The 14,518-nt window shown below is 52.7% G+C and carries 7 protein-coding genes and 1 pseudogene; all 8 read right to left on the minus strand.

The genetic code is table 11. The features are described from left to right. On the minus strand, positions 1–802 hold an 802-nt coding region (locus tag O3C43_21470), incomplete at its 3' end, for a TIM barrel protein (GenBank protein MDA1069065.1). Between the two features lie 20 nt (positions 803–822). Further along, positions 823–2,721 carry a sulfatase-like hydrolase/transferase gene (locus O3C43_21475; GenBank protein MDA1069066.1) on the minus strand — a complete coding sequence of 633 codons (1,899 nt, stop codon included), beginning with the start codon at positions 2,719–2,721 and terminating at the stop codon, positions 823–825. After that, entirely contained in the window at positions 2,721–4,070 is a 1,350-nt protein-coding gene (locus O3C43_21480) for a neutral/alkaline non-lysosomal ceramidase N-terminal domain-containing protein (protein MDA1069067.1), read from the minus strand. Before O3C43_21480 ends, O3C43_21475 begins: the two co-directional genes overlap by 1 nt. A gap of 353 nt (positions 4,071–4,423) precedes the next feature. Continuing rightward, a complete protein-coding gene (locus O3C43_21485) occupies positions 4,424–5,848 on the minus strand; it encodes a sulfatase (GenBank protein MDA1069068.1) in 1,425 nt (474 codons plus the stop codon). Between the two features lie 48 nt (positions 5,849–5,896). Further along, positions 5,897–7,733, minus strand: a pseudogene (locus O3C43_21490) (arylsulfatase). Between the two features lie 79 nt (positions 7,734–7,812). Further along, on the minus strand, positions 7,813–11,181 hold the full coding sequence (locus tag O3C43_21495; GenBank protein ID MDA1069069.1) for a hypothetical protein: 3,369 nt from the start codon (positions 11,179–11,181) through the stop codon (positions 7,813–7,815). A 194-nt stretch (positions 11,182–11,375) separates the two neighbouring features. After that, on the minus strand, positions 11,376–12,908 hold the full coding sequence (gene betC, locus O3C43_21500; protein ID MDA1069070.1) for a choline-sulfatase: 1,533 nt from the start codon (positions 12,906–12,908) through the stop codon (positions 11,376–11,378). A gap of 62 nt (positions 12,909–12,970) precedes the next feature. Next, a complete protein-coding gene (locus O3C43_21505) occupies positions 12,971–14,392 on the minus strand; it encodes an alpha/beta hydrolase (protein MDA1069071.1) in 1,422 nt (473 codons plus the stop codon). Positions 14,393–14,518 lie beyond the last annotated feature (126 nt).

The following is a 14,518-nucleotide window of genomic DNA, read 5'->3' on the forward strand; positions in this document are numbered from 1 at the left end:
GGAGGGCGCGTGGAGCATCGGTCAGTTCGTCGATGGGTATTCCGGCGGGAGCGTCTTCCAAGTCACAGGCAATCACATCCGATCCTTTTAACCGAAGGATATCCGCTTCCGTTTCACGCGCGTTATGCCAATGAAACGAATCGAGGACAACTCCCACATTGGATTTCCGAGCTTCCTCAATCAATTCCATCGTTTCAGCCAGCGTGAAGATGAACGTATAACGGCCCGACGTCCTCAGGTGCCGGGGGGCCACATACTCAAGTCCAAGCCGCAGGCCGGCGTCATCAAGAATTGTTGCTACCTCCCGAATTCTTTTAACATAGCGACGGAAGTGCATGCGGTAGGTCAAGTGATCGTGTCGTGGCGTGATATAGGTGCGGATACGTTTGGCTCCCGCCCGACCCAACACCTCCGCCACGTTTGGGAGTTCGTCGATACCGCGCCGGTATTCCTCTTCCGAATCGGTGCGGATATTGACCGTTAGCCCCGGGGCTCCCCATTGGAGATTACTTTGCCGCATCTCTCCGAGCAGGTTCTGTAAATCGATTGTGGAATATTGCGACAGTTCACGGGGATTGGGAACAATGGATTCAAAGCCATGGGTTTTCGCCAGAACCATGAGTTCCTTCACAGTTGCCTGGATTCCGAGGAGTCGATGATCCAAACAAAGCCGGAATCGGCGATGGATGGATTCATTTTGGCCCCAAAGCCAGGAATGGTTGCCTGGGTGAGCAAGTAAGGAAGTTGCCAAGGCGGATGCGGGGATTGTTTTGAGAAACTGACGGCGGTTCAAAGGTTTCATTGTAAATGCGGGGTCGGTGATTAGGGTCTGGCTGTGTCCATTTCCCGCATGGTGTGTTGAAGCAGCCACGGTAGAAAGTTGGCTCCCTGATCAAGATCAGGCCAGGCGCGTTGCAAAGCCTGCTGAATTTCAGCTCGAATGGGACGCGCCTGTTCGCCGATTCGGTCAACCACATTGGCGGCCGCCACCCGGATGTAGAGACGTTCATCTTGCAGGAAGCTTGCCAGGACCGTTAGGGCCTGTTCCGGCTTGTCCATCTTGCACAGGGCTTGAGCGGCGGCTATCCGGACTTCAGATACCGTATCCTTATTTAGGATGTGGAGCAATTTTTCTTGAGAGGGCAGTGCTTCTGTTCCCAGGTTCGTCAATCCATTCGCCGCCCAAAAGCGGACGGCGGGTTCCTGATCTTCCAGGCGTAGAATCAATTCGTCGACATTTCGACCGCCCATTAACAGGGCTGTTTCCAGAACCCGTTCAACCGGAAAGGCTGCACTCTGGCCGTATTCATATTCCGAGGTCGGTTTTGCGCGCTCTCGCAGGTACTGTTCAGGGATCAAACCGAGGTCCCTGGTTTCGAGAACCCAGGCCACGTGAAGCTCGCGCATCCTTTCCAGGATTTCCCTATATTCCGGAGAACCGGCCAGATTGTGTAATTCAAAGGGATCCGCTTGAATGTCATAAAGTTCTTCCAATGGTTTGGTGGGTGCCATAAAATGGGCGTGGGCGCCGCTTAATTTTCCCTCATCGCCAAGACGCCTCATTTCCTTGGACGTTTCCAGCAGGTCCATATAATCCAGCCAGGGATAGTGTGGCAGGTAAGGCATATAATTGCGGTGGTATTTGAAGTGTTTATCGCGGACTGTCCGGCTCATGTCGTAGCGTTCGTCCATGCGGTCGCGGATGCCATAGACATACTGCCTGGGATCAGAGGCGTTGTCTCCCAGGAATGCACGACCTTGAATGTATTCAGGGATGGATACGCCAGCCAGACTGAGTATGGAAGGTCCGAAGTCCACGAAGCTGACCAGTCGATCCGTAACGGATCCCGCTGGGCTTGGGGCAAGATGTTTCCATTTATCCGGAAAGCGAATGATCAAGGGAACCTGCATGCCCGTGTCAAAAATAAATTGTTTGGCCCTTGGCAATCCGGTGCCGTGGTCGCTGAAAAAAAACACTATGGTACTCTCCAGCAATCCATCCGCTTCCAGTTCCTCCAGAATATCCGCCACCTCATAATCCATTTGGGTTGCCATGTCGTAGTAGCGGGCCCACTCCCCGCGGATTTTTGCCGTATCCGGATGATAGGGCGGGACTTCCATTTCCTCGGGTCTCCGGCGCTGATCGGGCCGCACGCGTTCGGTAAGTTTTTGGAAATCTTCTTCGCTGAAACGCACCCGGCTCTCATGCGTGGCGTTTATGTTGTGCACGTAGAAGAAAGGCTGATTTGCTTTTCGATTTCGCCAATGGGCTTTGCCGCGCAACCCGCTCCAGGCCCCTTCCGGCACAGGAAAGTTGTAGTCAGTTTTGGATACATTACCGGTATAGTATCCCGCTTCCCGAAGCAGTTGGGGAAAAGTTTTGAAAAATCCCGGCAAAGTGGCCGTGCAGCGCATGTGCTGAGAGCCGATGGAAGAGGCATACATACCGGTGACCAGGCAGGAGCGTGCGGTGGCGCAGACCCCGGTGTTGGCAAAGGCCTGGGTGTAGCGGACACCTTCAGTAGCAAGCTTATCGAGGGTTGGGGTGATTGCCTGATCATCGCCATAGCAGCCCAGGTGCGGGCTCAAGTCCTCACAGGTTATCCATACGATGTTTGGGCGATTCGGTTCCCCGAATGTGAATGGGATACCGATAATAATCGAGATTCCCAAACCGGTGACCTGAAAGATCCGCCGGATAACTCGCTGGCAATGGGTCATTAATCTCTCAATTGGGTATGGAAACGGTTGAGGGAGGTTAGAACGCCATCGAGAAGGTCATCTTCCACTTGCGGGGTGAATGGGCTGGCTTTTTCAGTCTCATAGCCCCCTTCGGCAAAAGCCTGGCGCGTGGCAAGGTATCCAAAAGATCCATTGGTGTAGCCAAAATAGAACGTGTGGGCAAAGGGAGACTCCTCCCGGATCTTCATGGCAATTTCGGAAAACAACTCACAGGGCGCCGACCAGATCATGATGTCCCGGTTTATGCGGAGGAACGAGACCGGGAAAAGGATCTCCTTACGACCCGTGCTCGAAACACGCCCATAGGCGGAAAGTTCTTTCGGCCAGGTAAAGCCCTGCCTCAAGGGGGTTTCCACGATCAACTTCTTTTCCAAAGTGAAAACGATATCCCGTGTCAGCGAGACGATACCTTCGTTTGCTTCGAGAATTTTTTCGCCGATCAGTACATTAAACTCGGTGAGGTTGCCCCGTGTTTCATCCACCGCCTTGGTATAGATGGGGGCGATGTTGCCGGCCGCGCCTACGATGAAAAGCAGCGGTGCTCCCGTTTGCTCTTCCACATACTCGGCCACCACTCCCTGGAGGTCTCCGCTTATTTTGGTGTTGCCGATGCCGTAATTCGCATAATAACCCAGCACGGTTCCATGGATTGGGTAGTTGGCAATCAGGGCCAGGGGGGATCCATCCGCCCGCTGAAGCTTGATGAGGTTGATGGTCCGTTCCACGGGCCCCAGTGGATTTTTCCCCAGGTTAATGCGGCCATCGACGTCGCGTGATCTCCGGTTTATATTCGCCCAGGATTTTCCGTAGCCAATACCGAGGGCCGCCGGTTCCAACTGCTGGCGTGCCTGCTTGATGGCTTGTATCAAAAGCGCTTGCAGGTCCTCGGTGAATTCCTCGTTTTCTCCGGAGAAATCCTGATTCGGCTTTAACGCGCTACTTAACGGCCTCGCCACCGAAGGTCCCGCGTGTGTGTGGGTAAAGGTCCACCAGAGCTGCTCTTGCTTAATGCCGGTTTCCTTTTCCAGACGCTGGCAAAATGAGTCGTAAAAGGCCGCAGAAAACCCAATCAAGTCAGAGGAAACCAGATAGAATTCGGTCTTCCCATCATCCATGGCAACCACACGGTGGTAGATTTTGTGCAACACCCCGGTCGATTGCCGCTTGCCAAATTGATGCATCCAGACCGGACCTTCCGGGGTGATATCCACTTTCACGCAGGATGCGCGAAATGACCCGGCGGCTTGAACCGTTTCGGTCAAAAGAATTCCCGCCAAGACAATTCCCAGCCACCCTATCGTTACCTTCCAAAGTTGAAGTATCTTCATTTTGCGTCCTTTTAAAAAATAAAAAGTCCTCACTGCTCATTATCTCACAAAACCGGTGGTCGTTGTAATGGATTTATCCTTCTAAACACTGAACTTATGCGTCAAATCCTATAAGGTAAGACATTTGTTCTGGTGAGTAATTTTTCCGCTTGGCAGCCCGATCGGACGACAGCGCCGAGTCGTTCTTGCCTTAAATCGATCGCTGTTTCCGGGCCCGGTTCCAGGGTCCCATGCATGGAGTCCATCGTTTGTTCCTTGATGCCCTCCCTCATCCATCACCGGGTGTCTGCGCTGATTTCACGAATTGGAATATTTGGGTTAATGGTTCACTCCGGAAAATGCCCCGGCTCCGGCTACTTTTGAGGTTTGCCAGGTACGACGGAATCGCGATGGGCTTGGGCCAGGGCGACAAGGTCCGCTACGATTGCTGGCTCGTCGTCGGCACGGTCAAAACGCTCCTCCGGGTCATGCTCCACTTGGAACAGGAGAGGGGGATCGTGTTCTTCGATGTTCCATTTTCCCCAGACACTGACATTGGCGGGGTCGGTGGTTTTGAAATGGAGTTTCCACGGGCCCTTCCGGATGGCCCACAGTTCCGGGCCAAAGTAATAATGCATGAGCGGTTCCCGCCCGGCGTGTCCGTGGAAGAGAACCGGGGCGAGGTCCTGGCCTTCGATCGGCCGGTCGTCCGGTATCTGTCCCCCGGCGAGCCGGACACAGGTCGTGAACAGGTCCATGGTCGTGCCGAAGGCGGTGGTGGTGACGCCTTCTGGAATCCTTCCTTTCCAACTGAAGAGTGCCGGGACCCGGAAGCCGCCTTCCCAGGTGGAGACTTTGCCCTCAAAAAACGGGCCGTTGGATCCGCCGTCCGTTCCCTTGCTCAGCCAAGGCCCGTTGTCGGAGGTAAAGACGAGGAGAGTGTTTCCGGTCAAGCCCAGTTCCTCCAGAGCTGAGCGGATTTCGCCGCAGGACCAGTCGATCTCTTCTATGGTATCCCCGTAGAGGCCACGCCGACTGGAGCCGCTAAACCGGTCGCTGGCGAAGAGTGGCACGTGCGGCATGGTGTAGGACAAATAGACGAAAAAGGGACGTTCGCCGGCGTGCGCCCGGATGAACCGGATGGCCTCTTCTGTGTATTGCCGGGTGAGTAAGCCCTGGTTTGGTTCGCGGTCAGGGTTGGTCACCGTAAAATTCCGGATTAGGGGGGTTGGCGGGGCGTCGGCGAAGAGGGGGTTGTCCGGCTGCGTTTCCGGGCTCATGTCGTTTGAATAAGGTACTCCGAAGTAATAATCGAAGCCGTGATTGAGGGGCAGGTATTCCGGTCGCGAGCCAAGATGCCATTTTCCGATACAGGCAGTAGCATAGCCTTCCGCTTGCAGGACTTCCGCAAGGGTGATCTCTTCCGCCGGAATGCCCCCTTCCGATTGCGGGATAAAGACCGTGGTGAGCCCGCTGCGAATGGGCAGCCGGCCCGTCAGGAGGGCCGCCCGGCTGGGTGTGCAGACAGATGAGCCCACGTAAAACTGCGTGAATTTCATACCCTCACGCGCCAACCGGTCCAGATTTGGATTCTGGATCGAGGGGTGTCCATAACAGGCCAGGTCGCCATACCCCATGTCGTCGGCGAACAAGATTACGATGTTTGGCTGCTCGCGCGCGCTCACTGTCGTCGGACCGGCAAGGGTCAGGAACAGCAAGGCGGGGAGGACGGGAAGCGATCGGAGCAGCCAAATCATGGAATCTGTTGATAGGCGGTTTCGGTGGTAGTTATTTTTCATTTCGCAGGGTTTCTGACTTAGTATCATGCCTTTTTTTGTATCGTCTCCTCACCTTCTGGATTTCTGTGGCGATACTCGCGTAAACACTAAAAATTTCACATCCATCACCTCGTTTCCAGCCACTTTCAACGCTCTTAGCGTCAGAGGATTTCGACCTTCTTTTAAGGGAATTATCCCTAGGTTGAGCGGCTTAAAATCTTTAACATAGGACTCACCCACTTGAACTCGATTCGCTGAGGATTTCCCCGATGGCCACTTTTCAACTTCAACTCCATCCATAAAGTAACGTCTCCGCACCCGATCGGCTTCGGCTCCCCGCAAAGGCGGGTCGTTGGCCTCTGTGACCTTCGCGCGAATACTCGTATCCCCGTGGCGTAGTTCAATTGTGGAACCCAGATCTTCCCTGGGGCAGGTATAATAAAGCTCCACACGATAGTCTCCAGCGCTTAAGACTTCCACGTCCCAAATGATGCGGTCGGTTTCATTCGTCCAGTTCGTGAAATACGAATCGTTTGGCGCCCGGCCGGAGCGTTGGACGTTTCCGTGGGGGATGCCATCACAAGCGGGAATCTGGGTGAATTCAAAGTCTGGATGACCAAGCGTGAATGGACGATCGTCTTTTCTGGGTAGCTCCGATGCAACCTTTTCGACAAAGTTATTCCTGGCCCCGCGCAGCTGTTCGGCAACTTCCGGAAACCGTTCCGAGACATCCGATTGTTGTCCCGGGTCATTATCCATATCAAAGAGGCTTCCCCGGTCATCCAAGCGAAAGCGCTGGCTGCGTACGCTGGTCCTGCCATTGAAGTAATTGAAGTACAGTCTCTCCGGCCATGGGTCGCCCTTCTGCAATAGAAGAGGCATCAAGCTTATCCCGTCAAGCGGCAGAGTCTGGTACTTGTCAATGCCGGCCAGATCCGTCAGTGTGGCCAATGGCCCCGGCGATTTCCGGGATTATGGTTCCCGCTTGGATGCGGCCTGGCCAACGGATAAAGAAGGGCACTCGCACCCCGCCTTCATCCACATGGCCTTTCCGGCCTTTCATGCCGCCATTCCATCGAAAACCGTTGGGCCCGTTATCACTGAGGTAGAGGACGATGGTGTTGCCGGCGAGTTCAAGGTCGTCCAACTTTTGCATCACTCTTCCCACATTCCAGTCAATATTCTCGCACATGGCCAGGGCGGCCCGTGTATGTGGAATACTCTCGGGGTCGCTCTCCCGGCTCAGCAAGGCGAGTTCTTTGTCCTTGAATTTATCCCACCAGTGGTCCGGGACCTGCATGGGCGAGTGGGGTGTATTTATGGAGAGGTAGACAAAAAAAGGCTCGGCCCTGTGTTTTTCCATGTAGTCCATCGCCCGGTTTGTCAGGTCGTCGACGATAAAACCTTTGCCCTGGACGATCTTACCGTTGTTCTCAAGAACGGGATCGAAATAGTGACCCCAATGTCCGGAGCAAAAGCCGTAAAACTCTTCGAACCCGCGGGCGTTGGGATGATAAGGCGGTTGCATGCCGTTGTGCCATTTGCCGAAGGCCGCGGTGCGGTAACCGGAGGCATGGAAGATGTCGGCGATCGTCGTCTCATCCAGATCCAATCGTTCCTCCCCCTGGCTCGCTGAAATCACACCTCCCCGCGGACTGTAGCGGCCCGTAAGCAACTCCGCGCGGGTTGGAGAGCAGATGGGTGAGACGTAGAATCGTCTAAAGTCGGCTCCTTGCCGGGCCAGGCGATCGATATTCGGAGTTTCCAAATTACTGTTTCCGTGGTGGCTGAGGTCACCCCAACCTTGGTCGTCCGTCAAAATAACGACTACGTTGGGCCGTGCGGAAGCTGTAACCTGAGTTACTCCAAGCGCGGCTAGAACGTAGAGCACCGATAATCGAATCATTTTTCGTTCCGTTTGATGGTTGTGGTCACGGAACAAGGCAGGGGACTGATTGGCTTGTTACCAAGCATGACTTGGGTGATCAGAATTTGAATGTGTTGCTAAGGAAGACCTCTGTGGGATTTGGATTGCGGACTACGGCAACTTTTCCATCAGGATTTGTGATAACCGGAACGTAACCGCCTCTACCCAGTAAATTGCGGGCGTTGAGTTGCACCTTCCATCGGATTTTGCGGTTGAGATCGCGCGAATAGCTTATCCAAAGATCCCCGTTAAATTCCGTTGGGCCGAAGAACGCATTATTAAGATCTGGCAGGCGGATACCGTTTTCATCGGCGGACAGCAATGGATATCCTGTGGCGACTTTGTCTTGCCAGCGGAACGCCCCGCCTATTCCGGCTCCCTTAAGAAAGCCTTCCTGAAAATCGTAATTAGTGAGTGCGTTGGCGCGCCATTTCCTTTGCTCCAGACTCACTGTGTTGTCCCTGGCCAACTCGCTCGTCAGGCGAACCATTACGTTGGTATTAAAACGTTCCAAGGAAGTGCTAGGCTCACCTCTTTCGGCGGAATCGGCAAGAGATCCAAGCCCCGACGATATCAGATTGTCCCTTATGGTATTGGCAAGAACGGTAAGCACGCGAGCGGTATCAGATTGAACCGTTTCTTGCTTGCCGACATTTAAGGCGACGCGCCAACTCGGAGTCAGGTTCCCTGTAAGGTCGATCTCGAATCCTTTCGCCACGAATGAGGTGGTCTCGGTTTGACCGAGGTTGGGATCGCTTTCCCATTGTCCGTTTTCAAACCGAATATTGCGGAGTGCTTGTTGCTCCGGAGGCAGCAGGTTGATTAGGGCTTCATAGATTTCCGCATAAGAGTCAAACAATCCTACCTTCGACGGATCTGTAAACGCCAGAGCTTCTGCAACCGTCAGTCCGGCGTCCTCATTCGCCTGCCATCGGTTAAGATAAGCCATGACCTGGTTGGGAGCCGAACTGAACGCATTTCCCGCCGCACCGGATACGTCGGTGCCAATGCCCGAACTCGAAGTTTCAAACCAGTTGAGTCGCGTCAAAAATTTTCCATCGAACAGCCCAAGAGTGAAGCCGTATTCCTCCGTCCTGCCATTGGGTGGTTCCAGTTCTTTGCCGTTTAAGTCGCGGCGGACGGCTGCGGCGGAAAAGTTTTCCGAGGAATTATAGTGGACGGAGAATCCGGGTTGGAGTGGCAGGCCTTCCAGCCAGGACGAAGGTACGTGCCCCACCGCGCTCCAGGTAAAGGTGTCCCCCTCGGCCATGAATGTAGGGTCCGGGGTAAGTTGAAGATTTGCGGGATCGTAGGGGCCGGTTGGCAGGTTGGCGTTGCCAATTCTTTCAAAGGTTTCGGTCTCATCCGTGCGCCAACCCAATAGACCGACCAAATGGCCGCTCAGGAGATGACTCTGCCAGCTAAGGGCCCGGGACTCGATCGTCTGGCGGGTGATGTTCCCGCCACCCAGGAATCGTCCTACGCGAAAATCACCTTCCTTCCTTTGGCGGTCCACCGGATCAAAATAGAACAAATTATAGGTGTCGCCGGCTTGCGGCATTGGCACATTAATGACATCGGTGATCCGAACATCATCGAATGATTGGATGGAACTATCGAGCAATGACGGCCCGACGTAGGCCATATTGAGTATGGTGTTGCGGCCTTGGGTTGGAAGGGCGTTTAAAACGGTGGCCACATCAATGGTATCACTCTCCCAGCCGGGTGAAAAACTTTTGCTCAGTTGATCAATGGTTTGATCTCCAAAGAAACCAGTGAAGACATGGCGGCCCAACCAACCCAGTTTTTCATTCAAGTCCAAAGGATCCAGAATGTAGTAGGCCGTAGCTTGCCCCGCTTCACGCTCACTTAAAATATTGCTGGTATTATTGCGCGTTTTCATCATGGGACGACCCAGATTTGGATTGGGCATATCGTTGCCAAGGTATTCGTTCACGTCTATGGAGATATCACCCACACCGTTGGCGCCCGAGGTTTGCCCTGAAGAAAATGGCAGCTCAATATGACGAAAATGTTCTTGCTTATCATAAGCCAACTCAATGCCGGCACGGCCGCCAAATAGTCCTTGCTCCAAGGTCAGGTTGTAGGCGTCAAAATCCTGGTCGACTTTATTGGTGGACCCGGAAATCAGCCGGTTCTCATTATCAAACACTTGCCTGTCCATTATCACCGGAACTGTAAAACTAGGGACGGCGTTTTTGGCTATGAGATCAATGGTGCTATACAGGTCGAACCGTTTGCGTCCGTCCACTTTGGGGCTATAGACAATCCGTCCCTGTCCACCTGCCAAGTTTGATCCCGGAAAACCGACATTCGCCCCATTATTTGGATCAGTATAATGCAGGGCCAACTGCCAGTTGAACGGATTGGCCACAGAGCCATTGATTTGAGGCAAGCCCGGGCGGGTATCCACGGTGAATTTGGGTACAAAACTACCGTTTACCGCCCAGTTTGGAAAGGTCGTGTATTGCTGTAAAACAGAATCAGGGGTCGAAAACCATGGAGAAATGCCATCGGTAGGTGGAATCACGTTGGGTGGAGTGGCTTTGATTTCCCCTTCCTCGTAGTTTCCTCGAAGGTAGGTTGCGCCCAGAATCGAAGAACCTTCGTTTTTTGCGACAACCCATTCAAAAGCCAGGAAAATGCGGTGATCCAGCTCCTCGGCAGGCTGCTGTTTATAGTGCGTCTTATTGTTCAAACCAGCGATTCTGACAGCAAAGCGGTCCTTTACCAAAACTTTGTTGAAGTCCATCGTCAGTCGGTAGCTTTCCCTTTCACCGAACCGCACTCCAACTTCGTTGGTGTCACCACTCACTGATGCCCTTACCAGTGAATTGTCAATTACTCCGGCGGGACTACCTATCCCGAATAAAAGTGAATTGGGACCACGGAGGATCGTAACGGCGGAAGTGTTGTAGGTATCAAACGGAATATCGGTAAGAAAATAATTTCGGGTCAACGAAGCAGCGGAAAGGCCCCGTACCCGCTGTCCGCTTTGGGGATTGGCACGTTGTTCGTCCTGGTCGGGACGCGTGTTAGCATAATCTCCACCCGCGAAGTTTCCCTGGCTTCCACCAACCTCCATGTTGAGCACATACGCTAATGCGGTGTTTCCGTCTGTTGCGCCGATGTCTTCGAAAAAGTTTTCTGTCAAAACGGATATGGATGCGCCCAGATCGCGGATCTCTGTTTTCAGCCGCGTTCCCGCAAGTGTCGAAGTAGCCTGATATCCCGAATCGTTGGATGCTTCCACAGTAAATAGGGATAATTCGAAAATATCATCGTCTTTGTCCATCGTGACCGGCCCTGGCTGTTGTGCATGAAGATCGAGACTGAACAAAAGGATTCCGATTATAAACAGTCGAAGTTCCAAGAATCTTAAAATAAAACGAGTGGTGGTATTCATGACTTCATTATATAGTCTGACCAAGGGACTATGTAATGGTATAATACAGCTGTTTGTTGAACTTTTGCGTCAGGACATTTGTTTCGAATAATGAGTGATATAAGGCAGCTCTATAAGAATGCCCATGATGATAGAGGTCCCCATTTTCCTGAATTGCAGGAAATAGTTTTACTGAGGCCTAAAGGGAACCCCTCTTATTTTTCGGTTTTCGTGTACCGTCTCTTCGCGCTGCTTATGGGACAGTTATCCTGGCGAACGTATTGTTTGGATGGATCGAAATCCGGCTGTACATCCCACCTGCGATGCGTTGTCGGATTGATGGCATCATTGATCATGCGGCGGTTCCGTTGGCTTTCCAGCACCCGGGTTGTTTGCTGTTCGGGATCCCAGTTTTCATGAACAGCCTTTTTGAGGACTTCGAGACGCGACTGATAATTTGGCTCATGGATGTAGTTGGTGGTTTCATCCGGATCCATGGATAAATCATATAATTGCGGTTCTTCCTTATGAACATAGATATATTTGAGCTGGTCTTTGACGGCCATTCTCACGGGCTGGCATACGCCTTCGGAATAATATTCACAAATGGCCGGATGGTCCCACGATTCGCCATCGTCCGCGATAATGCCTTTCATGCTATGGCCATCCAAGGTTTCAGCGATTGCCGTCGCATCCTCCAAACCAGACCATTCCATAAGGGTGGGGAAGAGGTCCACCAGGCTGACGGTGTTCGTGATGGTTCTTCCACCTTTGACAAAATCCGTTCCAGAGATGATAAGCGGCACTCGCACGGATGCATCGTAACAAGTCCGCTTGAACCACATGCCATGTTCGCCCAACATTTCTCCGTGGTCAGAGGTGACAATGACGAGGGTGTTCTCTGCCAGACCCAGGCGTTTGAGTTCATGGACCAACTCGCCGACTTTGGAATCAAAATAACTGACCATACCGTAATAAGCATGTCTGGAGTTTAGGATGTGTGCTTCAGTGGGAGGGTGTTGGTCCACCATGTGGTGGGTTTGCAGCCATTGGTCGTAGGGATGCATGTCCTCGATGTTGCATGACCCTGGTTTAGGCATGTCGATGCTTGGGTGCTCGTACATGTCCCACCACTCTTGAGTGGTGTAAAAAGGGTCATGGGGATGGGTGTAACTTGCTGCGAGGAAAAAAGGCGTATCATCATCCTGGAGACGTGCGAGGTCCTGCAATGCTCCCAGGGTGCGGAAGTGCGTTTCCTCATCATAATCCAGTTGGAGGCTCCATGTGCACAATCCTGAGTCTTTTAACTGATCAACAGCGGAGCCCGGGTTGGGACAGGGGCTTTGTCTCCAGTCCGGTGTCCAATTAAAGCCGGAGGGATAAATGTCCGTGGTGAGGCGACGGTCAAATCCGTGGTGCTGGTCGGGTCCGATAAAATGCATTTTCCCCGATAACCAGGTTCTGTAACCCGCACGCTTTAATTGGTGCATGAACGTGGGGGTGGAAGCCGGCAACTCGGCGCCATTATCGTAGACGCCGATGTTGGAGACCAGTTTTCCGGAACAAAAACTTGCCCGGGAAGGGGCGCAAATGGGGCAATTGGAATAGGCTTCCTTAAAGAGAACTCCTTTTTCCGCCAGGGCATCCAAGTGGGGGGTTTTCACCAACGGATGTCCGTAGGCCCCTGAATATTTTGCCGCCAACTGGTCGGCCATGATCAACAGGATATTGGGAGTTTTCTTACGCAAGGTAGTCGGATCAAACGAGCACTCAAATAATTTTGCCTTAAATTCTACTTGAACAAAATGACTTACCTGCCTGGGAAGTACTTGTCCATTAAGGCGTTGATTTCCGAGCCCTCTACAATTTGGTTTTTGTCTTTATCGATGTCACGCAGGATTTCATCGCGGACCCTGCCTGGGATTTCGCCGACTTGCAGTTTCTCATCGCCATCTATGTCGTAACGCTTCAACGCCTCTGGAAAAGAGCGCACTGGTTGCGCTTCCGCTTTTTCATAGTGTTTGAACGGTATGAGCTCAATGTTGTGATTCTCACGGAATGTTTGGTACTTGGGAATCTCCTCCCAGTCCTTTTTTCCTGCATACTTGCTATCTTGGATCTCGGAGCGCCCGGCACTGATTTCTTTGCGTGGCATCTCAACGACGGGCTCGCGGTCGAAGAATCCGATATCGATGAGAAACTCGTTTACATTGTGGGTGGTGTACTCGAGGTGGGGGGAGTTGTTGTACCAGCTATGCACCTCGCCCTTGTAGACGTAATCCACGCAATTCAGGCCCAGCTCCCGGCAACGAATGATCCAACGCAAGTCGGATACGTAAAACGAATCGCGTGTACCAAAAAGAATGATGCTGGGAGGACTTTCCTTCGTCAGGTTCTCGACGGCCGAGATTGCATGCAGGGCTTCGCGATAGTCCTCGGGGTCTTTGCCCAGGTAGAGGCATTCTTCTTCTATTTGCCTCGGGTGGGTCGGCTCAAAAAAGTCCACAAAGGGATTGTAGAGAAGCATGGCCTTAACCGAGATATCAATCGATTGGTTGTCCTCTTTTCCAACAAAGCCCAATGCAGCAAATTTCTTGGTATCCACAGTCGCTACAGCCGATGCCATGCAACCTCCTGCTGAGCCACCGCCCACGGCTACCTGTTCGGGATCGATGCCGAATTCACTTGCCCGTTCCTTGATCCACCGAACGGCACTGATTCCATCTTCGACGGCATAGATCGGTAGCGTGCCATCGACATCGCGGATACGGTATTCGGGCCGAAAGCAGACGGCTCCCCTATCCGCAAAGTAATTGGCCTGAAAGTAGAATTGCCCGGCGTTGCCTTGGGTAAAACCGCCTCCGTGCCAAAGGATGATGGCTGGTCGGTTATCGCCCGCTTTCCAGTCGGATGGATAGTCAACGAAAACTTTCAGCTCCCGTTGCGGGGTCTTTTTAAAGACAAATTCCCTGGTATCGGCATCGCTTAATCCAGGGGCCACATAGTCCGGCTGATTCCGGGTTCGTTCCAAGTAGGGTTTGCCATAGTGTTCATGGAACGCGGCTATCGCTTCCATGCGGCCATCCTGAGGAAGCTGGTTCACCCAATCCCGGATCTCCTGAACCTTTGGCCGTTCGCCAAAAGGCCATTGTACTTTTGCGTAAGTCGTCCCGGCATTGAACAAAAATGTCAGCGCAAAAACCCAGAACCACCAGTGATTTTCTTCGTTCATCGGTGAATAATAGCAAAACCGGGCCGTTTGCGGCAATGACCTATTCCCGCAATCTACTGAACATTTCCGTTATTTTTCTTGTCCCGAAATAAGAAAGCTTTCAATGGTCATTTGTTAACCGCTCCC

The organism is Verrucomicrobiota bacterium (genome assembly GCA_027622555.1).
GTDB lineage: Bacteria > Verrucomicrobiota > Verrucomicrobiia > Opitutales > UBA2995 > UBA2995.

Coding starts and splice junctions, on each gene's coding strand:
- O3C43_21475 (MDA1069066.1), bottom strand. CDS start 2,721: ATGACCCATTGCCAGCGAGTTATCCGGCGGATCTTTCAGGTCACCGGT.
- O3C43_21480 (MDA1069067.1), bottom strand. CDS start 4,070: ATGAAGATACTTCAACTTTGGAAGGTAACGATAGGGTGGCTGGGAATT.
- O3C43_21485 (MDA1069068.1), bottom strand. CDS start 5,848: ATGAAAAATAACTACCACCGAAACCGCCTATCAACAGATTCCATGATT.
- O3C43_21495 (MDA1069069.1), bottom strand. CDS start 11,181: ATGAATACCACCACTCGTTTTATTTTAAGATTCTTGGAACTTCGACTG.
- O3C43_21505 (MDA1069071.1), bottom strand. CDS start 14,392: ATGAACGAAGAAAATCACTGGTGGTTCTGGGTTTTTGCGCTGACATTT.